Annotated in this window: 19 protein-coding genes and 3 pseudogenes; 8 read left to right on the forward strand and 14 right to left on the reverse strand. The window is 74.6% G+C overall.

All coding sequences use genetic code 11. The features are described 5' to 3' along the window. Positions 1 to 15: 15 nt before the first annotated feature. Together ACSLIC_RS02945 and ACSLIC_RS02950 are read right to left on the reverse strand one after the other, a co-directional pair. Positions 16 to 1563: an MFS transporter gene (locus ACSLIC_RS02945; RefSeq protein ID WP_436736098.1), complete on the reverse strand. Its 1548-nt coding sequence runs from the start codon at positions 1561 to 1563 to the stop codon at positions 16 to 18. After that, positions 1560 to 2108 (reverse strand): TetR/AcrR family transcriptional regulator, encoded by a 549-nt coding sequence (locus ACSLIC_RS02950; RefSeq protein ID WP_436736099.1) that lies wholly within the window; start codon positions 2106 to 2108, stop codon positions 1560 to 1562. The genes ACSLIC_RS02945 and ACSLIC_RS02950 overlap by 4 nt, the downstream gene beginning before the upstream one ends. Before the next feature lie 141 nt (positions 2109 to 2249). Between ACSLIC_RS02950 and ACSLIC_RS02955 the strand changes: the two genes are divergently transcribed. Then, on the forward strand, positions 2250 to 2759 hold the full coding sequence (locus tag ACSLIC_RS02955; RefSeq protein ID WP_436736100.1) for an HAD domain-containing protein: 510 nt from the start codon (positions 2250 to 2252) through the stop codon (positions 2757 to 2759). A gap of 223 nt (positions 2760 to 2982) precedes the next feature. Here the strand turns inward: ACSLIC_RS02955 and argH are convergent, their stop codons facing one another. Continuing rightward, positions 2983 to 4422, reverse strand: a complete 1440-nt coding sequence (gene argH, locus ACSLIC_RS02960) for an argininosuccinate lyase (RefSeq protein ID WP_436736101.1) — start codon at positions 4420 to 4422, stop codon at positions 2983 to 2985. A gap of 181 nt (positions 4423 to 4603) precedes the next feature. Here argH and ACSLIC_RS02965 point away from each other — a divergent pair, with 181 nt between their 5' ends. Continuing rightward, on the forward strand, positions 4604 to 5218 hold the full coding sequence (locus ACSLIC_RS02965) for a pyridoxamine 5'-phosphate oxidase family protein (RefSeq protein ID WP_436736102.1): 615 nt from the start codon (positions 4604 to 4606) through the stop codon (positions 5216 to 5218). A gap of 126 nt (positions 5219 to 5344) precedes the next feature. Next, a complete protein-coding gene (locus tag ACSLIC_RS02970; protein ID WP_436740259.1) occupies positions 5345 to 6346 on the forward strand; it encodes a bile acid:sodium symporter family protein in 1002 nt (333 codons plus the stop codon). A 60-nt stretch (positions 6347 to 6406) separates the two neighbouring features. On the opposite strand, the pseudogene ACSLIC_RS02975 reads toward ACSLIC_RS02970, so the two are convergent. The 7 genes and pseudogenes from ACSLIC_RS02975 to argC all read right to left on the reverse strand — a co-directional run. After that, positions 6407 to 7312, reverse strand: a pseudogene (locus tag ACSLIC_RS02975) (MMPL family transporter); the annotation flags it as partial. A gap of 1 nt (position 7313) precedes the next feature. Continuing rightward, a pseudogene (locus ACSLIC_RS02980) lies at positions 7314 to 7619 on the reverse strand (sensor histidine kinase); the annotation flags it as partial. 239 nt (positions 7620 to 7858) lie between these two features. After that, the gene (locus tag ACSLIC_RS02985) at positions 7859 to 8392 is read right to left on the reverse strand and encodes an arginine repressor (RefSeq protein ID WP_436736103.1); all 534 of its coding nucleotides are present in this window, start codon (positions 8390 to 8392) and stop codon (positions 7859 to 7861) included. A 22-nt stretch (positions 8393 to 8414) separates the two neighbouring features. Next, positions 8415 to 9581, reverse strand: coding sequence for an acetylornithine transaminase (locus ACSLIC_RS02990; RefSeq protein WP_436740260.1), 1167 nt, complete (start codon positions 9579 to 9581; stop codon positions 8415 to 8417). A gap of 71 nt (positions 9582 to 9652) precedes the next feature. Further along, positions 9653 to 10552 carry an acetylglutamate kinase gene (argB, locus tag ACSLIC_RS02995; protein ID WP_436736104.1) on the reverse strand — a complete coding sequence of 300 codons (900 nt, stop codon included), beginning with the start codon at positions 10550 to 10552 and terminating at the stop codon, positions 9653 to 9655. Positions 10553 to 10642: 90 nt separating this feature from the next. Beyond that, on the reverse strand, positions 10643 to 11794 hold the full coding sequence (gene argJ, locus ACSLIC_RS03000) for a bifunctional glutamate N-acetyltransferase/amino-acid acetyltransferase ArgJ (RefSeq protein ID WP_436736105.1): 1152 nt from the start codon (positions 11792 to 11794) through the stop codon (positions 10643 to 10645). 116 nt (positions 11795 to 11910) lie between these two features. Then, entirely contained in the window at positions 11911 to 12939 is a 1029-nt protein-coding gene (gene argC, locus ACSLIC_RS03005) for an N-acetyl-gamma-glutamyl-phosphate reductase (protein ID WP_436736106.1), read from the reverse strand. A 78-nt stretch (positions 12940 to 13017) separates the two neighbouring features. On the opposite strand from argC, the pseudogene ACSLIC_RS03010 reads away from it, so the two are divergent. The 4 genes and pseudogenes from ACSLIC_RS03010 to ACSLIC_RS03025 all read left to right on the forward strand — a co-directional run. Beyond that, a pseudogene (locus ACSLIC_RS03010) lies at positions 13018 to 13506 on the forward strand (TetR/AcrR family transcriptional regulator C-terminal domain-containing protein); the annotation flags it as partial. Between the two features lie 68 nt (positions 13507 to 13574). Beyond that, complete coding sequence (locus ACSLIC_RS03015; protein WP_436736107.1) at positions 13575 to 14243, forward strand: HEAT repeat domain-containing protein; 669 nt, start codon at positions 13575 to 13577, stop codon at positions 14241 to 14243. Between the two features lie 7 nt (positions 14244 to 14250). Next, positions 14251 to 15258 carry a MerR family transcriptional regulator gene (locus ACSLIC_RS03020; protein WP_436736108.1) on the forward strand — a complete coding sequence of 336 codons (1008 nt, stop codon included), beginning with the start codon at positions 14251 to 14253 and terminating at the stop codon, positions 15256 to 15258. Positions 15259 to 15485: 227 nt separating this feature from the next. Then, positions 15486 to 16037 (forward strand): GNAT family N-acetyltransferase, encoded by a 552-nt coding sequence (locus ACSLIC_RS03025; RefSeq protein WP_436736109.1) that lies wholly within the window; start codon positions 15486 to 15488, stop codon positions 16035 to 16037. 37 nt (positions 16038 to 16074) lie between these two features. Here the strand turns inward: ACSLIC_RS03025 and ACSLIC_RS03030 are convergent, their stop codons facing one another. Further along, the gene (locus ACSLIC_RS03030; protein ID WP_436736110.1) at positions 16075 to 16902 is read right to left on the reverse strand and encodes a LysR substrate-binding domain-containing protein; all 828 of its coding nucleotides are present in this window, start codon (positions 16900 to 16902) and stop codon (positions 16075 to 16077) included. A gap of 202 nt (positions 16903 to 17104) precedes the next feature. On the opposite strand from ACSLIC_RS03030, the gene ACSLIC_RS03035 reads away from it, so the two are divergent. Further along, complete coding sequence (locus ACSLIC_RS03035; RefSeq protein WP_436736111.1) at positions 17105 to 17530, forward strand: DUF5997 family protein; 426 nt, start codon at positions 17105 to 17107, stop codon at positions 17528 to 17530. Positions 17531 to 17675: 145 nt separating this feature from the next. Here ACSLIC_RS03035 and ACSLIC_RS03040 read toward each other — a convergent pair whose 3' ends face one another. The 3 genes from ACSLIC_RS03040 to ACSLIC_RS03050 all read right to left on the reverse strand — a co-directional run bounded on the left by ACSLIC_RS03040 (position 17676) and on the right by ACSLIC_RS03050 (position 21650). Further along, on the reverse strand, positions 17676 to 19898 hold the full coding sequence (locus tag ACSLIC_RS03040; protein ID WP_436736112.1) for an NADP-dependent isocitrate dehydrogenase: 2223 nt from the start codon (positions 19896 to 19898) through the stop codon (positions 17676 to 17678). An 86-nt stretch (positions 19899 to 19984) separates the two neighbouring features. After that, complete coding sequence (locus tag ACSLIC_RS03045; RefSeq protein ID WP_436736113.1) at positions 19985 to 20605, reverse strand: NAD(P)-dependent oxidoreductase; 621 nt, start codon at positions 20603 to 20605, stop codon at positions 19985 to 19987. Between the two features lie 172 nt (positions 20606 to 20777). Next, positions 20778 to 21650, reverse strand: coding sequence for a GNAT family N-acetyltransferase (locus ACSLIC_RS03050; RefSeq protein WP_436736114.1), 873 nt, complete (start codon positions 21648 to 21650; stop codon positions 20778 to 20780). Between the last annotated feature and the right edge of the window lie 257 nt (positions 21651 to 21907).

Consider the following 21907-nt stretch of genomic DNA (forward strand, 5'->3'; position numbering starts at 1 on the left):
GTTCGGGACCGACGGTCAATGGTGCGCGCCCGCCCCGTCCTCCAGCCGCTGGCCGCGCAGCAGGAACCAGGCGGCCACGGCGGTCGCGACCAGCACCACCGCACCGATCGACGAGGCGGCATGCAGGCCGTCGACGAAAGCGTGCTGGGCGGCGGCGACCAGCTCCGCCGCCGTCTGCGCGGGGAGTTCCGAGGCGGCCTCGACGGCCCCGCCGAGCGACTCGTGGGCGGCCTCGGCGACCGGGCCGGGGGTGCCCTCAGGGGTCGGGAAGCCGCGGTAGACCCCGGTGACGATGGAGCCGAGCAGGGCGATGCCGAGGGCGGCGCCCAGTTCGTAGGCGGTCTCCGAGACGGCCGAGGCCGCACCGGCCTGTTCCTTGGGGACGGTGGAGAGGATCACGTCGGCGGTCACCGTGAAGGCCAGTCCCGCGCCGACGCCGACCACCAGCAGGATCGCGCCGAGCAGCGGATAGCTCGTGTGCCGGCCGACCAGGGTGATCGCGCCCAGTGCCAGGCCGATCGCACCGAGCCCGCCGGAGACCGCCGCCCGGACCGAGAAGCGGCGCGCGACCCGGCCCGCGAGGAGGCCGGCGACGATGGCGCCGATCGCGGCGGGGAGTTCGGCGAGCCCGGCCTCCAGTGGCCGCCTGCCCTGGACGAGCTGGAGGTACTGGGAGAGGAAGAAGACCAGGCCGGCCAGGCCCAGGATGGTCAGCAGGTCGGCGAGGACGGCCGCGGAGAAGCCCCGGTTGCGGAAGAGGTGCATGTCCAGCAGCGGGGACGTGAGGGTCAGCTGGCGGCGGACGAACCAGGCCAGGGCGGCGACGCCCACCGCGAGCGCCGCGCCGACACCCCACGAGGCGCCGTGCACCGCGCCTTCCTTGATCGCGTAGACGACGGCGATGACGCCGATCAGGGAGAGGCCGACGCTGGCCAGGTCCCAGGGGCCGGGTGCGGGGTTCTTCGACTCGGGCAGCAGCTTGACGCCGACGACCACCAGGACCGCCATCACCGGCAGGTTGATGAGGAAGACCGAGCCCCACCAGTAGTGCTCCAACAGGAACCCGCCGACGACCGGGCCGACGGCGGCGCCCGCCGAGGCGGCCGCGCCCCAGATGCCGATGGCGACGCTGCGCTCGCGGGCGTCGTGGAAGATGTTGCGGATCAGCGCCAGCGTGGACGGCATCAGGGTGGCACCGGCGACACCGAGCAGGGCGCGGGCCAGGATCATCAGCTCGGGCGAGGAGGCGTAGGCGTTGAGGACCGAGACCAGGCCGAACGCGGTGGCGCCGGTGAGCAGCAGCTTCTTGCGGCCGACGCGGTCGCCGAGGCTGCCCATGGAGACCAGCAGGCCGGCGATGACGAAGGAGTAGACGTCGCCGATCCACAGCAGCTGGGTGCCGGTCGGCCTCAGGTCCTCGCTGAGGAAGGGCGTGGCGAGGCCGAGCACGGTGGCGTCGACGGCCACCAGCAGGACGGCCAGGACCAGCACGGCGAGCGCGGTCCACCGGCCGCCCCGGCTCAGCTCCCCGTCCCGCGTCGGGGTGGGCAGGGGGGCGGTCATCGCGTCACGCTCCGGCGTGCTCCGCCGAGCAGCAGCTCGGCCATGAGGTAGGTGAAGTCGTTGGCGGCGACGCGGCCCTGCTGGACGGCGAAGGCCGCCGCGCCGAGGAGGCCGTAGAGCGCCTCGGTCAGCCAGGCGGCGGGCAGGTCGATGCGGAACTCGCCGCGCTCCTGGCCCCGCCGGAAGAAGGCGGCGATCCGGGCGTCGAGCCGGTCCCAGCCCTCGTTGACGTCCTCCTGGAAGAGCTGGGCCTCGCTGACCAGGAAGCCGAACAGCTGGGCGCCGGGCTCCAGGGCGGCGATGAGCCGCCGCAGCGCCTCCTCGGAGCTGTCCTCGTCGAGACGGGCCGCGTCCATGGCGGCGCCGAGTTCGGCGATGCCCAGTTCCTCCAGTGCGCGGACGAGGGCGTCGCGTCCGGCGAAGTGCCGGTGCAGCGTGGCCCGGCCGACCCCCATGGCGCGGGCCACCTCGTCCATGGTGGCGCCGGGTTTTCGGGAGAGCAGCGCGGCAGCGGCGTGCAACATCTGGTCACGGTCGACTGACATAGGACGATCATAACCCGAATGAGACATCGGCGTCTCACTCGGGATTCAGGCGTCTCGTGAGGCCCGTAACGACGCACCGCCCGGGCGGACGGAGCAGGGCCGCACAGGGCCTTCCCCGGGCCGAACGGGCACCCTGGAGTGATGAAGCCGCTGCTGTTCCTGGACGTGGACGGGCCCCTCAACCCGTACGGCGCCCTCGGCGCGCCCGCGCCGCCGGTCGGCTTCCACCCGCACCGGATGCGCCCGGCGGGCTGGAGCTGGCCCGAACCGCTGACGGTCCTGCTCGACCCGGACCACGGCACGCGGCTGCGCGCGCTCCGGCACCACTACGAGCTGGTCTGGGCGACGACCTGGGAGGACGAGGCCAATGCCTGGATCGCCCCGGTCCTCGGACTGCCACCACTGCCGTACGTCGACTTCCCGGCGCCGGCCGTGCCGGGGCCCGCAGGGACGTTCTGGAAGACGCGCCGCCTGCTCGCCTACGCCGACGCGCGCCGGTTCGCGTGGGTGGACGACGACATCACGGAGGCCGACGAGCTGTGGGCCCGCCGCCACCACCCGGCGCCCGCCCTGCTGCTGCCGGTCGACCGGAGGGTGGGCCTGCGCGAGGCCGACTTCGAGCGGCTGGAGCGATGGGCCGACGGCGGCTGACGCCACCGCTCGGACAGCGGGAGGGCGGCTCGAACAGGCCAGCGGCCACGGCGCCCCGGCCGCGTCCGGCCGCGTGGACCAGGGCAGCGAGCCGCCTCCACTCCGGGGCCCGTAGGCCGCACCCCGTGCGCACCGCGCCGCCGCCCGATCCGCGCGAGGACCCCGCACCGGGTGCCGGTACGGGGTCCTCGCGTGCGGACTGACGGGCCGACGGCCCGGCGGGTCACCTGCCGGCGGGCCGCTTCGCCTCGGCCCAGGCGTGCTGGACGACCAGGTCGGCCTTGACCTCGACCAGCTGGGCGGCGACGGCGGAGGGAGCGGTGCCGCCGCGGCCGTCGCGGGAGGCGAGGGCGCCGGGGACGTCCAGGACGGTGCGGACCTCGGGGGTCAGGTGCCCGGAGATCTCGGCGAACTGCTCGTCGGTGAGCTGGTCCAGCTCGATCCCCTTAGCCTCGCAGACCTTGACGCACTCGCCGGCCACCTCGTGGGCGACCCGGAACGGCACGCCCTGGCGGACCAGCCACTCGGCGATGTCGGTGGCGAGGGAGAACCCGGCGGGCGCCAGCTCCTCCATCCGCTCCCGGTGGACGGTGAGCGTGGCCATCATGCCGGTGAAGGCGGGCAGCAGGATCTCCAGCTGGTCGACGGAGTCGAAGACCGGCTCCTTGTCCTCCTGGAGGTCCCGGTTGTACGCCAGCGGGAGCGCCTTGAGCGTGGCGAGCAGACCGGTGAGGTTGCCGATGAGGCGGCCGGACTTGCCCCGGGCCAGCTCGGCGATGTCCGGGTTCTTCTTCTGCGGCATGATCGAGGAGCCGGTGGAGAAGGCGTCATGGAGCGTGACGAAGGAGAACTCCTTCGTGTTCCAGAGGATGACCTCCTCGGCGATCCGCGAGAGGTTGACCCCCGCCATCGCGGTGATGAAGGCGAACTCGGCGACGAAGTCGCGGGAGGCGGTGCCGTCGATGGAGTTGCCCGAGGAGCCCCGCTCGAAGCCGAGGTCCTCGGCGACCGCCTGCGGGTCGAGGCCGAGCGAGGAGCCGGCCAGCGCGCCGGAGCCGTACGGCGAGACGGCGGTGCGGGTGTCCCACTGGCGCAGCCGCTCGGCGTCCCGGGAGAGCGCCTGGACGTGGGCGAGGACGTGGTGGGCGAAGAGCACCGGCTGGGCGTGCTGGAGGTGGGTGCGGCCGGGCATGGCCACGTCCGGGTGGGCCTCGGCGAGGCCGACCAGCGCGTCCTGGAGCTCGGCGAGCAGGCCGCCGACGATCCGGGCGTGGTCGCGCAGGTACATCCGGAAGAGGGTGGCGACCTGGTCGTTGCGGGAGCGTCCGGCGCGGAGCTTGCCACCGAGGTCGGGGCCGAGCCGCTCCAGCAGGCCGCGCTCCAGGGCGGTGTGCACGTCCTCGTCGGCGATGGTGCCGGTGAACGAACCGTCGGCGACGTCCGCCTCCAGCTGGTCGAGGCCGGCCAGCATCCGGGTCAGCTCGTCCTCGGTGAGCAGTCCCGCGGTGTGCAGCACCCGGGCGTGGGCGCGGGAGCCCGCGATGTCGTACGGGGCGAGCCGCCAGTCGAAGTGGACCGAGGCGGAGAGCTTGGCCAGCGCCTCGGCGGGGCCGTCCGCGAACCGGCCGCCCCAGAGGCGGACGTCACCGTTGTTGCTGCTCACTGCTGTACTCGCTTCCTCGCACGGGACGGAGTGGGTGTGCTGGTGGCGCGGGCCGCCGGGCGAGACTCCCCCTCCGGTGCACACCATGAGGCATAACTATGCACCCGACTGCATGCTTCGTCAAAGCGGCACCCTCCCCCGGCCCGGAAACCCTGTTCCCGGCCGCACGGGGGAGCGAATAATGACCCGCATGGGTAAGGAACACGCACGCATCGAAGGCCGGCTCCGCACTTTCATCGAGGCCCAGCCGGTGTTCTTCACGGCCAGCGCCCCGCTCGCCGGGGACGGCACGGTCAACCTCTCCCCGAAGGGCGTCACCGGCTCCTTCGCGGTGCTCGACCCGCTCACCCTGGCGTACCTGGACTTCGCCGGCAGCCACTCCGAGACCATCGCCCACCTCCGCGAGAACGGCCGCATCACGCTGATGTGGTGCGCCTTCCAGGGTCCGCCCACCATCGTGCGGGTGCACGGCAGGGGCGAACCGGTCTTCCGCGACGACCCGCGCTTCGAGGAACTGGTCGCCCGCTTCCCCCGCGTCGACCCCGTCCCGCACGGGCTGCGCGCCGTGATCGTCGTGCACGCCGAGAAGATCCGCGACTCCTGCGGCTACGCGGTGCCCTTCATGGCGTACGAGTCCGACCGGGACCTGCACGCCAAGCGGTTCTCCCGGGAGGACGACACCTCGCTCGACGCGTACTTCGCCCAGAAGGAGCACATCGGCACCAGCATGGACGGCCTGCCCGGGCTGCCGCTGCCCCTGCCGCCACGCACCGGCCCGGCCGCCGCCGGGGGCTAGGTGTACTGACCCGTGAGGTTGGGGGCGAGGTGGGGGCCGGGCGGGTAGCTGTAGTGACCACATGACGAGACGCGTTTGCGGTGCCCGCCCGCCGGGCGTTGCATCGCGGGCGTGCAGTCCGAACAGATGACCTCCCGCAGCGGCGCCGACGACGGCGCCAAGGACCGCGCGGCCCGCCGCGCCGTCACGCTCTTCCCGCTCCTCGTGCTCGCCGCCGGGGCGCTGGGGCTCGCGACCCCGTCGCTCTTCGCCGGGTGGACCGGCGGCGTGCCGTACCTGCTGGGCTGCGTGATGTTCTGCATGGGTCTGACCATGACGCCGCTCGACTTCCAGGGCGTGGTGAAGCGGCCGTGGGCAGTGGCGCTCGGACTGGTCGCCCACTACGTGATCATGCCGGGGCTCGGCTGGCTGATCGCCCACGCGCTGTCGCTGCCGCCCGCCCTGGCGGCCGGGGTGATCCTGGTCGGGTGCGCGCCCAGCGGCACCGCCTCCAACGTCGTCACCTACCTCGCCCGGGGCGACGTGGCCCTCTCCGTCTCGGTCGCCACCGTCTCGACCGTGCTGGCGCCGCTCATCACCCCTCCGCTGACCCTGCTGCTGGCCGGGGCGTACCTGCCGGTGGACGCGGGCGCGATGGTCGGCGACATCCTCAAGACCGTACTGCTGCCGGTGGTCGCCGGCGTCCTGGTCCGCCTCGTCGCCGGGCGGTACGTCGACCGGGTGCTGCCCGCCATGCCGTGGCTCTCCTCGGTCGCCATCGCCGCCATCGTCGCGGCGGTGGTCTCCGGCAGCGCCGACGCCATCAAGTCGGCCGCACTGAGCGTGATCCTCGCGGTGGTCCTCCACAACGGCGCGGGGCTCGCCCTCGGTTACGGCGCGGGCCGCCTCTTCGGCCTCGGCGCCCCGGCCAGCCGCGCCATGTCCTTCGAGGTCGGCATGCAGAACTCCGGGCTCGCCGCCTCCCTGGCCACCGCCCACTTCTCCCCGATGGCCGCCCTCCCCGCCGCCGTCTTCTCCGTCTGGCACAACGTCTCCGGCGCCCTGGTGGCCGCCTGGATGGCCCACCGGGCCCGCCGCACCGACGCCCTGGCGGCGGCCGGGTCGGACGAGACGGCACCGGCGGCCTGAGCGCCGGGCGGTACCTACGAGGGGCCCGCGCCTCCCGAGGTGCGGGCCCCTCCGTCCTGCTCAGCCGGCCCCTGCCCCTGACCTGGGCAGTACGCGGGCGAGCGGCCCGGGCAGCCACCAGGCACGGGCGCCCAGCAGCCGCATCACCGCCGGGACGATAAGGCAGCGGATCACCACCGCGTCCAGCAGGACCGCCACCGCGAGGGCGAGGCCGAACTGCTGGAGCATCCGGCTCGGGCTCAGCACGAAGGCGGCGAAGACCACGATCATGATGGCGGCGGCCGCCGTGATCACCTTGCCGGTGGCGGCCAGACCCTCCCCCACCGCGCGCCGCGCGTCGCCGGCGCGTAGCCACGCCTCGCGCATCCGGGAGACGAGGAAGACCTCGTAGTCCATGGAGAGGCCGAAGACGACGGCGAAGACCACCAGCGGCCCGTTGAAGCCGGGCCCGAACCCTTCCGCCGTCAGGTCGTACGCGGTACGGCTGCTCGACCCGGCCGGGTCGCTCCCGGCGTCGGCGAAGCCGAGCCGCATCCCGAGCACCGGCGCCGAGAGCGCCACCAGCACCGCGACCCCGGCGAGCAGTACGGGTAGCGGGCGGCGCCCGACGGCCGTGGCGAGGGCGGCCCAGCGCCCGCCGTCCGCCGGGTCCGCGCCGGTCTCCCCGCGCTGGGCGCGCCGCCTCGACCCCCGGGCCCGGATCTGCCGCTCGATCCGGGCTCCGGCGAGGGCGAGCAGGGCGGGCAGCAGGGTGACCGAGGCGGCCATGGTCACCAGGACGGTCAGCGCGACCGCGAGGGCGACGCCCTGAAGGGCGCCGAGGCCGAGGACGACCAGGCCGAGCAGGGCGATGATGACGGTGCAGCCGGCGAAGAGGACGGTCCGCCCGGCCACTTCCATGGCCCGTACCGCGGCGTGGTGCCGGTCGGCTCCGGCCAGCAGTTCGGTGCGGTAGCGGTGGAAGATCGCGGATGGCCCGGGCGTGCCGGGCGACGTTGGTCAGCGACTCCTGCACGATGCGGTACGCGGCGAGACCGGCCTCGACGGGCAGCCCCTCGGTGCGGCCGGTGCGGTGGACGGTGACGGTGAGGCCGGTGGCGCCGGCCGCGTCGGTGAGCTCGCCGATCCGGTCGAGGCCGGGCGCGGGCGCGGTCGGCGCCGCCTCCCCGGCGTCCCGCAGTACGCCGAGGGTGGCGCGCAGTTCGCGCAGCGCCTCGCGGCTGGCGTCCTTGACGGCGCCGAGCGCCTCGGCGCCTCGGTCCGCTCCGGCGGCGGCCACCAGGGAGAGCCCTGCGGCCAGGGCGGCGGCGGCGGCGCGGCCTCGCGGGAGCCGGAGGCGGCTCCGGGCTGGGGAGGGCATGCGGCCAGCGTAGGGCGCGCGGCCCGTCCCGTCCTCCGGCCGCGGGGGCGAACGGGGCGGGCCGCCGCTACCTCCGGTGGGGTACGGCCCTGTCGACCGCCGGGGTACGCGCCGGCCCGCCCCCGGTGCGGGAGCGGGCCGGCGCGTGGGGCTCAGTGGTCGTTCTGGGCGAGCCGCAGCAGGTGCTCGGCGAGGGCCTTGCCGCCTTCGGGGGCGCGGCTGATCAGCATCAGCGTGTCGTCGCCCGCGATGGTGCCCAGTACGTCGTGGAGTTCCGCCTGGTCGATGGCGGAGGCGAGGAACTGCGCGGCGCCCGGCGGGGTCCGCAGCACCACCAGGTTGGCGGACGCCTCGGCGGAGATCAGCAGTTCGCCGGAGAGCCGCCGCATCCGCTCCTCCTTGGCGGACTCGCCGAGCGGGGCGCGCGGTGTGCGGAAGCCGCCCTCGCTCGGCACGGCGTAGATCAGGTCGCCCTCGGCGTTGCGGATCTTGACGGCGTTCAGCTCGTCGAGGTCCCGGGAGAGGGTGGCCTGGGTGACGCTCAGTCCGTCGTCGGCCAGGAGCTTGGCCAACTGGCTCTGGGAGCGCACCGGTTGCCGGTTGAGGATGTCCACGATCCGGCGGTGGCGGGCGGTACGGGTCTGCGGCACCGCCTGGGCGCTCTCGTTCTCGTGCGCCTGGCTCATCGTCGTCGTCCCGTTCTGCGGCTCATCGTTCCCCCTGGGCGGTCTTCCCCGCGGTCTCCCGCGCGGTGTCGAGGACGCCGGGCAGGGCCCGCAGGAAAGTGTCCGCCTCCTCGTCGGTGAACACCAGCGGCGGCATCAGCCGTACGACGTCGGGGGCGGGCGCGTTGACCAACAGGCCGGCGTCCTGAGCCGCTTGCTGGACGGTGGGTGCGAGCGGCTCGGTGAGCACGATACCCAGCAGCAGACCCGCGCCGCGGACGTGGCCGACCAGCGGGTGGCCGAGCCCCTCGATTCCGGCGCGCAGCCGCTCGCCGACCCGCTTCACCTGGTCGAGGAGGCCGTCGGCGGCGATGGTCGACAGGACGGCGAGCCCGGCGGCACACGCGACGGGGTTGCCGCCGAAGGTGGTGCCGTGCTGCCCCGGCCGCAGCAGGTCTGCGGCCGTGCCGAAGGCGACGGTGGCGCCGATGGGCAGGCCGCCGCCGAGCCCCTTGGCGAGGGTGACGATGTCGGGGTCGACGCCTTCGTGCGCCTGGTGCTCGAACCAGTGGCCGGTGCGGCCGATCCCGGTCTGCACCTCGTCCAGGACGAGGAGGGTGCCGGTGGCGCGGGTGATCTCGCGGGCCGCCCTGAGGTAGCCGGCAGGCGGGACGACCACACCGTTCTCGCCCTGGATCGGCTCGATGAAGACGGCGGCGGTCTCCTCGGTGACGGCGGCGCGCAGCGCGTCGGCGTCCCCGTACGGCACGTGGGTGACCTCGCCGGGCAGCGGCAGGAACGGGGCCTGCTTGGCGGGCTGGCCGGTGAGGGCGAGGGCGCCCATGGTGCGGCCGTGGAAGCCGCCCGCGGTGGCGACCGTGTGGGTGCGGCCGGTGAGCCGCCCGATCTTGAAGGCGGCCTCGTTGGCCTCGGCTCCGGAGTTGGCGAAGAAGACGCGTCCGGGGCGGCCGAAGAGGCGGAGCAGTTCCTCGGCGAGGGCGACGGGCGGCTCGGCGGTGAAGAGGTTGGAGACGTGGCCGAGGGAGGCGATCTGCCGGCTGACCGCCTCGACGACGGCCGGGTGGCCGTGGCCGAGGGCGTTGACGGCGATGCCGCCGACCAGGTCGAGGTAGGTGGCGCCGTCGGCGTCGGTGAGGACGGCGCCCTCGCCGCGTACCAGGGGCAGCCGCGGAGTGCCGTAGTTGTCCATCAGGGCGCCCTGCCAGCGGGCGGTGAGCGCGGCGTTGCCGCCGGAGTCGGCGCGGTGGGCGGGCAGGGTGGTCACGTGAGCTCCTCCTGGTCCGGGACGACCATGGTGCCGATGCCTTCGTCGGTGAAGATCTCCAGCAGGATGGCGTGCTGGACCCGTCCGTCGATGACGCGGGCGGTGGTGACGCCGTTGCGCACGGCGTGCAGGCAGCCCTCCATCTTGGGGACCATGCCGCTGGCCAGGTCGGGCAGCAGCTTCTCCAGCTCGGTGGCGTTGAGGCGGCTGATCACCTCGTCGCTGTGCGGCCAGTCCTCGTAGAGTCCCTCGACGTCGGTGAGGACCATGAGCGTCTCGGCGTTCAGCGCGGCGGCCAGGGCGGCGGCGGCGGTGTCGGCGTTGACGTTGTAGACGTGGTCGTCGTCGGCGCTGCGGGCGATGGAGGAGACGACCGGGATGCGGCCGTTCTCCAGCAGGGCCTCGATGGCGCCGGTGTCGATCTCGGTGATCTGGCCGACCCGGCCGATGTCGACCAGTTCGCCCTCGATACGCGGCCGGTGCTTGGTGGCGGTGATGGTGTGGGCGTCCTCGCCGGTGAGGCCGACGGCGAGGGGGCCGTGCTGGTTGAGCAGGCCGACCAGCTCCCGCTGGACCTGCCCGGCGAGGACCATCCGGACGACGTCCATCGCCTCGGGCGTGGTGACGCGCAGCCCGGCCTTGAACTCGCTGACCAGGCCCTGCCGGTCGAGCTGGGCGTTGATCTGCGGGCCGCCGCCATGCACCACGACGGGCTTGAGCCCGGCATGGCGCAGGAAGACGATGTCCTGGGCGAAGGCGGCCTTCAGCTCCTCGTTGATCATGGCGTTGCCGCCGAACTTGACGACGACGGTCTTGCCGTGGTGGCGGGTGAGCCAGGGCAGCGCCTCCACGAGGATCTGCGCCTTGGGCAGGGCGGTGTGTTTACGGGTACTCATGGGTGCGGGCGTCCTTCTGGTCCTGGGCGGCCGGGTGGGCCGGGCGGTCTCCTGGCGGTGCGCGGGCCGGCGGTCCGCGCACCGGCCGGGTCAGGAGGAGTACGCGCTGTTCTCGTGGACGTAGTCGGCGGTGAGGTCGTTGGTCCAGATGACCGCGGAGGCGTCGCCCGCGTGCAGGTCGGCGGTGATGGCCACCTCGCGGTAGCGCATGTCGACCAGCGAGCGGTCCTCGCCGACGCCGCCTTCCTTGCAGACCCAGACACCGTTGATGGCGACGTCGAGCCGGTCGGGCTCGAAGACGGCGTCGGTGGTGCCGATGGCGGAGAGCACCCGGCCCCAGTTGGGGTCCTCGCCGTGCACGGCGCACTTGAGCAGGTTGTTGCGGGCGATGGCGCGGCCCACCTGCACGGCGTCCTCCTCGCTGGCGGCGCCGTTCACCTCGATGCGGATGTCCTTGCTGGCGCCCTCGGCGTCGCCGATGAGCTGGCGGGCCAGGTCGTCGCAGACGGCGCGCACGGCCTCGGCGAACTCCGCCTCACCCGGGACCTTGCCGGAGGCGCCGGAGGCGAGCAGCAGCACGGTGTCGTTGGTCGACATGCAGGCGTCGGAGTCGATCCGGTCGAAGGTGGTGCGGGTGGCGCCGCGCAGCGCCCGGTCGAGGGTGGCGCTGTCGAGGTCGGCGTCGGTGGTGAGCACGACCAGCATGGTGGCGAGGGAGGGGGCGAGCATGCCCGCGCCCTTGGCCATGCCGCCGACCGTCCAGCCGTCCCCGGTGGCGACGGCCGTCTTGTGGACGGTGTCGGTGGTCTTGATGGCGATGGCGGCCTTCTCGCCGCCGTGCGCGCTGAGCGCGGCGGCAGCCGTCTCGACGCCGGGCAGCAGCTTGTCCATCGGCAGCAGTTCGCCGATCAGCCCGGTGGAGGCGACCGCGACGTCGCCCGCGCTCTCGCCGAGGACCTCGGCCACCTTCTCGGCGGTGGCGTGGGTGTCCTGGAAGCCCTTGGGGCCGGTGCAGGCGTTGGCCCCGCCGGAGTTGAGGACGACCGCGGCGACCTGCCCGTCCTTCACGACCTGCTCGGACCAGAGGACCGGCGCGGCCTTGACACGGTTGGCGGTGAAGACGCCCGCAGCGGATCGGCGGGGGCCGGTGTTGACCACGAGGGCCAGGTCCGGGTTGCCGTTCGCCTTGATGCCCGCCGCGATGCCCGCCGCGGTGAATCCCTGTGCTGCCGTGACGCTCACGGTCTTCTCCTTCCGGCCTTCCGGCCTCTTCCACTCCGGCGCCGCCTGGGGCCCGGGGCATGTGTCAGGACGCTTCCCGTACGGGGGACGCGCCCGGTTCCGCCGTCCGCGCCCGCTCAGGGGGCGATACCGGTGGCGGGCAGTCCGCTGGTCTCGGGCAGTCCGAGGGCGAGGTTCATGCTCTGCACGGCGCCGCCCGCGGTGCCCTTGGTCAGGTTGTCGATGGCGCTGATCACCACGATCCGCCCGGCGGCCTCGTCGTACGCCACCTGGAGCTGCGCGGTGTTGGAGCCGTACACCGCGCCGGTCGCGGGCCAGCGGCCCTCGGGCAGCAGGTGGACGAAGGGCTCGTCGGCGTACGCCTTCTCGTAGACCGCGCGCAGGCTCGCGGCGTCCACGCCGGGGCGGGCCTTGGCGCTGGAGGTGGCGAGGATGCCGCGCGGCATCGGGGCCAGGGTCGGGGTGAAGGAGACGGTGACCCGCTCGCCGGCGGCGGCGCTGAGGTTCTGGATCATCTCGGGGGTGTGCCGGTGCAGCCCGCCCACGCCGTACGGCGACATGGAGCCCATGACCTCGCTGCCCAGCAGGTGCGGCTTGGCGGCCTTGCCCGCGCCGGAGGTCCCGGAGGCGGCGACGATCACGGCCTCGGGCTCGGCGAGGTGGGCGGCGTAGGCCGGGGCGAGCGCCAGTGACACCGCCGTCGGGTAGCAGCCGGGCACGGCGACGCGCCTGGCCCCCTTGAGCGCGGCGCGGGCCCCCGGCAGTTCGGGCAGCCCGTAGGGCCAGGTCCCCGCGTGCGGCGAGCCGTAGAACCGCTCCCAGTCGGCGGCGTCCGCGAGTCGGAAGTCGGCCCCCATGTCCACCACCAGCACGCTCTCGCCGAGCTGCTCGGCGACGGCGGCCGACTGCCCGTGCGGCAGCGCCAGGAAGACGACGTCGTGTCCGGCCAGCGCTTCGGCGGTGGTGGCCGCCAGCACCCGGTCGGCGAGCGGCAGCAGGTGCGGCTGGAGCGCACCCAGCCGCTGCCCGGCGTTGGAGCCCGCGGTGAGCGCGCCGATCTCGACCTCAGGGTGCTGGAGCAGCAGCCGCAGCACCTCGCCGCCCGCGTACCCACTCGCGCCCGCCACTGCCGCGCGTACCGTCATGGAACCCTCCTTCTAGATGGCATGACTATACGCATAGGTGCACGTTTATGCAACGGAGTGGGCGGCGGCCCCGGGCGGCTGATGAGGGACGAGGTCCAGGCGGAGATCCTTCCCTCTGAGCCGCCGGACGACTGGCGCGAAGCGCTGCGCGGCCTCGCCCACCGCACCCGGGAGGCGGGCCTGCGGCACGAATGGCTGGCCGAACTGCTCGGCGGCCGCCCGGCGCTGGGCCCGAACGGCCTCGCGCTGACCGAATCGACCCTGGCCGCACTGGCCGGCGTCACCGACATCGACACCGCCCTGCGCGCCGTGGAGACCGTCAGCTCGTACGTCATCGGCGCGAGATCCGGCGCGAGGTCGGTGCCCTGCGAGCCGAGCGCGCCTCGGGCCTGTCCGACCGCGAGTGGCAGCCGGCCCAGGGTCCGCATGTGACGCGGACGCTGGCCACGGGCCGCTTCCCGGCCCTGGCACGAGGGCACGGAGGTGGACGCCGGGACCTCCTTCACGACCGGCCTGGAGTGGGTGCTCGACGCGGTGGCCGCGCGGCTGGACCGGCCACCGGCCTGACCCGCCCCCACCGCGCTTGACCTTGCCACGGTGACAAGGTCTTCACTGCCGGCGAGGAGGTGGTCTCGATGACGGCCACGGGACAGGACGGGAACACGGCGCGGGCACTGAGGGGGCTGGCGGACGAGCGGGCGTCGGTGCGGTTGCGCGCGGCTCTCGCGGTCGGCTCGGCGCCCGCGCCGGGCTTCGTCGGCGCGCTCGTCGAGCGGTGCGCCGTCGAGCCGGACTTCTCCGTACGGGACATGCTGACCTGGGCGCTCACCCGCCACCCGGTCGCCCTCACGCTCCCCGCGCTGCTGGACGAACTCGGCTCTGAGCGGGCGCAGGCCCGCAGTCAGGCGCTGCACACGCTCTCCAAGACCAGGGACGCGCGGGCGTACCCGGCGATCACCCGGGCCCTGCTGACCGACGCCGACGACGAGGTGGCGCGGAGCGCCTGGCGGGCCGCGGTCGTGCTGGTGCCCGAGGGGGAGGAGGCCGCGCTGGGCGCGGTGCTGGTGACGCGGCTCGGGCGCGGCCCGCTGGAGACCCGGCGCAGTCTCAGCCGGGCGCTGGTCGCGCTGGGCGAGGTGACCGCGCCCGCGCTGCGGGCGGCGGGGGAAGCGGCGGACCCGGAGGTGCGGGCGCACGCGCTCGCCACCGAGCGGCTGCTGCGTGACCCGGACTCGGGGTTCGAGGGCGCGGTCGAGGAGGCCAAGCGGGTCGTGGCTCTCGGCGGGTCCGGGCCGGAGGGATGATGGGCCCGTGCTGATCGGTGAGGTGGCGCGGCGCTCCGGGGTCAGCGCCCGCATGCTCCGGCACTACGAGTCGCTGGGGCTGGTACGTCCTTCGGGCCGTACGGGCTCCGGTTACCGGGAGTACTCCGGCGCGGACATCCGCCGCATCCTGCACATCGAGAGCCTGCGCTCGCTCGGGCTGTCGCTGCGGGAGGTCGGCCGGGCCCTCGACGACCCCGGCTTCACGCCCTCGGCGCTGGTCGGCGACCTCATCCGGCAGACCCGGGCGCGGATCGCGGCGGAGACGGAGCTGCTGACGCGGCTGCGGCGGATCGACGCGGCGGACCCGGCCGACTGGGAGGACGCCCTGCGGGTCGTCGCTCTGCTCCAGGCGCTGGGGTCGACGAGCGCCGACGCGCGCCAGCGGGCGGCCCTCTCCTCGGGCGAGGCGGTGGCGGTACCGGTGGAGGCCCTGGTCGAGGCGGTGCTGAGCGAGCCGGAGCCGAATGTCGCCGGCGCCTTGAGCTGGGCGCTGGCGCGGTCGGACGGCGGCGCGGCCGAGCTGCTGGCCCAGGCGCTCGGCTCGCCGGAGGCGGCGGTGCGGGAGAGGGCCGCCGAGACCCTCGCCGGGCTGCCGGGCCGGACTCCCGCCGGGCGACTCCGGGAGGCCCTGGGGCATCCGGACGCGGTGGTACGGGGGTACGCGGCGCTGGCGCTGGGGGCGCGCGGCGAGGCCGAGGCGGTGCCGGCGCTGCTCGACATGGTCGTGGCGGGGCACCGGGACACGGACGCGGCCGACACGCTGGGCGTGCTGGCGTCCGACGAGGCGACGGCGGACCGGGTGGCCGGGGCGGTGACCGCCCGCCTCGCGGACACCGCCACCCGGGCCCCGGCACGTGGGCGGCTGACGCAGGCACTGGCGGACATCCCGGGGCCGGTGGCCACCCGCGCCCTCGCGGAGCTGTCGCACGACGAGGACCGGGCCGTCGCGCTGACCGCCACGTACCTTCTGCGGATGCGCGAAGGCACGCGCTGAGGCGAACCCGGGGGCGCGCGGCTCCGGCCCGCCCCCGGCGCGTCGCCGGGCGGCCGCGTCCTCGGCGGGCCGGCGCGCGACCGCTGGATGCGGCCGGGCCGCTCACCCGGCGGCTCTGCGCCTTTGTGCCGGTCACGGCTCGCCGTCGCCTCACTGGACCGGTGCGGGCCCGGCGCCGGGGCAAACCCCGTTGCACGGGGCGAGGAGGCTGCGGGAGTATCCCCGGCATGGACGCCGCACCCCCTGAGCTCCTCTCCGCCCGCCCCGCCGAACTGCGCCGCTGGCGCCGCGAGGACGCCGACGCGCTGCACCGGGCGGTCTCGAAGTCGCGGGAGCACCTGGCGCCCTGGATGCCCTGGGCGGCCGGGCAGGGTCCGCGCGAGACCGAGGAGTACCTGGGCCGCTGCGACGAGGAGTGGGAGAGCGGCCGGGCGTACTCGTACGCCCTGACCGTCGACGGGGCGGTGCTCGGCAGTTGCGGGCTGATGCGGCGGATCGGGCCGGGCGGGCTGGAGATCGGCTACTGGCTCCATCCGGCGTGGACGGGCCGGGGACTCGTCACCCGCTCCGTCGGCGCGCTGGTGGCAGCGGCGCGGGCGCTGCCCGGCGTGGACCACCTGGCCGTCCGCCACGACGAGGCCAACTCCGCCAGCGGGGCCGTGCCCCGGCGGCTCGGCTTCACCGAGATCAGTCGCGGCCCGACGGAAGGCGGCCCGACGGCGCCCGGGGAGAACGGCGTCGAGGTCGTCTGGCGCCTCGACCTCGCGCCCACCCCGTAGCGGTACGCCGACAGGCCCCGGACGCCACCGGGCGTGCCTACGACCTGCGGCGCGGCTTCCCCCGCTTGGCGCCCCTGGCTCCCCCGGACGCCTTGCCGCCCTTGGCCCCCTTCGGCCCGCCCGCCGTGCCGCGCGGGTTCTTCCCGCCGGAACCGGACTTGGCCGCGCCCTTGCGCGGGGCGGACTTGGCGTCGGTGCCCTTCCCCCTCGGCCTGGCCGGGGCCGGGGTGGCGGGGAGGCGGCCCCGGGTGCTGTTGGCGGTGCGGCCCCGGACGATGCCGATGAAGGCGTCGACCAGGTCCGTGGTGTGCTCCTCCGGCCAGGAGAGGGCGACCCGGGAGACGGGTACGTCCAGCAGCGGCCGGTAGGTGAGGTCGCGGCGGTGGTGCAGGCGGGCCAGGGACTGCGGCACGGCCACCACGCCGACCCCGGCCGCCACCAGTTCGATCGCGTCGGCCGTGGTGGCGGGGCGTTCGACCGCGGGCAGGCCCGGCGGGTGCTCCCACTCCAGGGGGTCGTCGAGCGGGTGGAGGACGAGTTCCTCGGCCAGTTCCGCGACGGGCACCTCGTCCAGCGCGGTGAGCAGGTGGTCCTGCGGCACGACGACCACCGTCGTCTCCGTGTACAGGGGAATGGCGCTGAGGTCGGCGCCGTCGACCGGCAGCCGGAGCAGCGCCGCGTCCGCCCCGCCGTCGCGCAGCAGGGCGGCGGCGTCGGGCGCCGGGACCTGCACCAGGGTGAGCGGGATGGCGGGGAACCGCTCCTGCCAGATCCGCACCCACTTGCCGGGCGTCACGCCGGGGACGAACGCGAGCCGGAAGGAAGGGGACGCGTCGGCGGCGGGCCGGTCTTCGGTGCTTGTCACCGGGCCAGGCTACCGGCCGGTTCCGGGCGTCCGCGCCACCGTGCCCGGGCCGGGCGCCGGGCGCGTGGAGTTCGCGGAGGCCGTGGCGGTGAGGGCCGGGGCAGTGCGCCCGAAGTGAGTGATGTCCCACTCACGGGTCACCGGCCGCTGCCGGCCGCCCGGCGCCGGGTGCTGGTCAGCGGGTGGTTCGGAGCAGGCGCACATGCTGGATACCCTGGTCGGCATGACCTCGCACCAGAGCACCCAGACCATGAAGCCCGCGACCGCGGCGAAGAAACTGGGTGTGTACCTCCCGGCCACCCCCAGTGAGTTCCAGGAGGGGCCCGTCTCGCGGGCCGCACTCGACGCCCTCCAGTCCGACCCGCCCCAGTGGCTGCGTGACCTGCGGCGCGACGGCCCCCACCCCCGTCCGGTGGTCGCCGCCAAACTGGGTGTCTCCATCGCCGGGCTGGCCCGGGGCGGCGTCACCGAGGCGCTCACCACCGAGCAGATCGACGCGCTGAAGGACGAGCGCCCCGAGTGGCTGGAGAAGGAGCGCGCCACCCAGGCCGAGGTCCGCAAGGAGGCCGTCCGCATCAAGGAGCGCGACGCGGCCCGCGCGGAGAAGCAGGCGCGCGCGGAGGACTGACCCGCGCGCAGGCGAGGCGCGAGGGCGCGGTCCGCCCGGGCCGCGCCCTCGCCGTGCCGCCGCCCCCGCGAACGACGCCGCCCCGCCCCGGACTCCAGGTCCGGGACGGGGCGGCGTCCCTGTGCGGTCCGGGGACCGTACGGGGTCAGGCCAGGGTGGCGATGGCCTGGTTGAGCGTCTTCGACGGGCGCATCACGGCCTCGGCCTTGGCCGGGTCGGGCTGGTAGTAGCCGCCGATGTCGACCGGCTTGCCCTGGACGGCCGCCAGCTCGGCGACGATCGTCTCCTCCTGCTCGGCGAGGGTCGCGGCCAGCGGCGCGAAGGCTTCGGCGAGCTGGGCGTCGTCGGTCTGGGCGGCCAGCTCCTGCGCCCAGTACAGGGCGAGGTAGAAGTGGCTGCCGCGGTTGTCGATGCCGCCGAGCTTGCGGCTGGGCGACCTGTCCTCGTTGAGGAAGGTGCCGGTGGCGCGGTCCAGGGTGTCGGCCAGCACCTGGGCGCGGGCGTTGCCGGTGGTCTGCGCGAGGTGCTCGAAGCTGACGGCCAGGGCGAGGAACTCACCGAGGCTGTCCCAGCGGAGGTAGTCCTCCTTGACGAGCTGCTGGACGTGCTTCGGGGCGGAGCCGCCGGCGCCGGTCTCGAAGAGGCCGCCGCCGTTCATCAGCGGGACGACCGACAGCATCTTGGCGCTGGTGCCCAGCTCCAGGATGGGGAAGAGGTCGGTCAGGTAGTCGCGCAGCACGTTGCCGGTGACGGAGATGGTGTCCTCGCCGCGGCGGATGCGCTCCAGGGAGAAGCGGGTCGCCTCGACGGGCGAGAGGATCTTGATCTCCAGACCCTCGGTGTCGTGCTCCGGCAGGTACGCCTGGACCTTCTCGATGAGGCGCGCGTCGTGGGCGCGGTCCCCGTCCAGCCAGAAGACGGCCGGGTCGCCGGTGGCGCGGGCGCGGGTGACGGCGAGCTTCACCCAGTCCTTGATGGGCGCGTCCTTGGTCTGGCACATCCGGAAGATGTCGCCGGCGCCGACGGTCTGCTCCAGGACGGCCTCGCCACTCTTGGTGTCGACCACGCGGACGGTGCCGGTGGCGGGCACCTCGAAGGTCTTGTCGTGGCTGCCGTACTCCTCGGCCTTCTGCGCCATGAGGCCGACGTTCGGCACCGAGCCCATGGTGGAGGGGTCGTAGGCGCCGTTGGCGCGGCAGTCCTCGATGACGGCCTGGTAGACACCGGCGTAGCTGCTGTCCGGGAGGACGGCCAGGGTGTCGGCCTCCTCGCCGTCCGGGCCCCACATGTGGCCGGAGGTGCGGATCATCGCGGGCATGGAGGCGTCCACGATGACGTCGCTCGGGACGTGCAGGTTGGAGATGCCGCGGTCGGAGTCGACCATGGCGAGCGCCGGGCCCTCGGCCAGCTCGGCGTCGAAGGACGCCTTGATCTCGGCGCCGTCGGCCAGGCTCTCCAGGCCCTTGTAGATGCCGCCGAGACCGTCGTTGGGGCTGAGGCCGGCGGCGGCGAGCGCCGGGCCGTACTGGGCGAAGGTCTTCGGGAAGAAGGCGCGGACCACGTGGCCGAAGATGATCGGGTCGGAGACCTTCATCATCGTCGCCTTGAGGTGCACGGAGAAGAGCACGTCCTCGGCCTTGGCCTTGGCGATCTGCGCGGTCAGGAACTCGCGCAGGGCGGCGACGCGCAGCACGGAGGCGTCGACGACCTCGCCGGCCAGGACGGGGACGGACTCGCGCAGCACGGTGGTGGAGCCGTCGTCGCCGACCAGCTCGATGCGCAGGGCGCCGTCCTCGGCGATCACCGCGGACTTCTCGGTGGCCCGGAAGTCGTCGACGCCCATGGTGGCGACGTTGGTCTTGGAGTCGGCCGTCCAGGCGCCCATGCGGTGCGGGTGGGCCTTGGCGTAGTTCTTCACCGAGGCGGGGGCGCGGCGGTCGGAGTTGCCCTCGCGCAGGACCGGGTTGACGGCGCTGCCCTTGACCTTGTCGTACCGGGCGCGGACGTCCTTCTCCTCGTCCGTCTTCGGGTCGTCCGGGTAGTCCGGAAGCGCGTAACCCTGCCCCTGGAGCTCGGCGATGGCCGCCTTGAGCTGGGGGATGGAGGCCGAGATGTTCGGCAGCTTGATGATGTTGGCCTGCGGCGTCTTGGCGAGTTCGCCGAGCTCGGCGAGGGCGTCCTCGATGCGCTGCCCCTCGGCGAGACGCTCGGGGAAGCTCGCGATGATCCGTCCCGCCAGGGAGATGTCACGGCGCTCCACCGTGACACCCGCCGTGGAGGCGTACGCCTCCACGACCGGCAGGAACGAATACGTCGCCAGGGCCGGGGCCTCGTCGGTGTGCGTATAGATGATGGTCGAGTCAGTCACCGGTGCTCCGCTCCACGTCTGCAACATTGCTCGACATCAAGATATCTCGTCGGGCCCCTCTGTTCGAAGGGGCCCTCCGCGCCTCGTCAGGGGTAGAGGCTGCGCCGGTACGTGGCGGGGTCGGGCAGTGCCTGGAGGATCAGCTCGGCCAGGTCGGCGTAGGTGAGGCGGTACGCGTCGGCCCGGCGCGGTGCGAGGGAGGGCGGTCGGTGGCCCCGGGCGGGCCCTTCGGTGAGCAGGGTGGGCCGTACCACGGTCCAGTCGAGGCCGCTCGCGGTGACCACGGCGTCCTGTTCCCGACGGCCTCGTACGGCCGGGGCGGCCACGGTGCCGTACAGCTTGGCCAGCCCGCGCTGGACGGCACCCTGCACATGGTCGCCGTAGGCGGCCTCGGAGACGACCAGCAGCCGGGGTACGCCGAGCAGGTGCATGGCGTCGACGACGTTGCGGGTGCCCTGGGCGTAGAGCGGGGTACGGCGTTCGCGGCGGCGCTGGCCGAAGGCGACGACCACGGCGTCGGCGCCGTCGAGGGCGTCCAGGACGGTGTCGCGTTCGAAGACCGACCCGGTGACGACGCGCCCGGCGGGGGCCCCCGCGAGACGGGCGGGGTCGCGGACGTGTGCGGTGGTGGCCAGGCCCGCGGCGCCGGCCGCGCTGAGCAGGGCGCGGCCGGCGCGGCCGGTGGCGCCGAAGACGGTGAGGTTCACGGGGCGCTCCGCCCAGGCGCGCGGCGCCCGGCGGCGACTGGGCTCATCGGGTGTCCTTTCCCGGGGCGGCCGCGGGTTCTTCCCCGGCGGCCGCGCGGGACGGTGCGGGCCGCCGCAGCCTCACGCTAGGCGCGGCCCCGCGCCCCCGCCACCGCGCGCGACCTGCCGGTGGTCAGCCGGAGCGGGAGACGGCTCGGGCCGGCGGCGTCCACACGTAGGGGGTCGTGGTGGTGAGCGTGCCGAAGCCCAGGCGGTCCAGGATGGGCCTGCTCTGCTCGGTCGCGTCGACCTGGACCCAGCGCACACCCTGTTCGGCGGCGATCCGCGCGCGTTCGGCGACCAGGGCCCGGTACAGGCCCAGGCCCCGGGCGGCCGGGACGGTGCCGCCGCCCCACAGTCCGGCGAACTCCCCTCCTGCCTCCCACTCCAGCCGGCCCGCACTGAGCGGCCGGTCGCCGTCGAGGACGACCAGGACGGCGCTGGTGGCGGCGCGGTCGGTGAGCAGGGCGCGGACCCAGGCACGGGTCCGCGCCGGGTCGTCGCCGAAGGCGGCCTGGTGGACCTCGGCGACCAGGCCGGCCTCGTCGGGGTCCCTCAGGCGGTGCAGCCGGGTCCCCTCGGGCAGCGGGACCCGGTGCGGCAGTCGGTCGGCCTCAGCCACCATCAGGCTCTCCGTCGGCTCGGCGACGAAGCCCGCGGCGCGCAACCGGGCCGCGAGCCCCTCGGCGTCCTCGCCGGGGCGGCCCGCGGCGGGGCGCAGCCGGTCGTGCCCGTACAGCTTCCACTCGAAGCTCCGGCCGAGGGCCGCGAAGTGGGCCACGTGCTCGGCGATGACGGCGTCGGCCTCGGCGGCGTCCAGCCCGGACCAGACCACACCGTCCCAGGCATCGGGCGCGCCGGTCTGCCGCAGGCTCTCCCCGACGTGCTCGACCACGGCGCCGGGCCCGTCGGGGCGCAGCTGGCGGCGCATGCGGAGGTCGTAGTACGCCCGGAGTTCCTCGGGGCTCACAGTGGCGGGGGCGGCGGTGCGTTGCGGGGTGTCCATGGCTGGACCCCACCACCGGCGACCACGGAAACCAAGCTGTTTTCCGGCGCTGGCCCCGCCGGTGGCACCGCCGGGTGCGCGGATCCGGCGCGGGGAGCGTCCCCGTCGCGCCTTCGGTCCGCTCGGCACCGGCCCGGTGATCCTGCCGGCCGGCTGGGCGTGCCGGCCAGCACCCAGCTCCCGGGCCGTTTCCTGGCGGGCTTCGGCCTTCGGCCCCGCGCCGTCCCCGGGCTCGCGGTCACCCCCGCGACGGCCCC

The sequence above is a fragment of the Streptomyces sp. BBFR102 genome (assembly GCF_051397025.1).
Classification (GTDB): domain Bacteria; phylum Actinomycetota; class Actinomycetes; order Streptomycetales; family Streptomycetaceae; genus Streptomyces.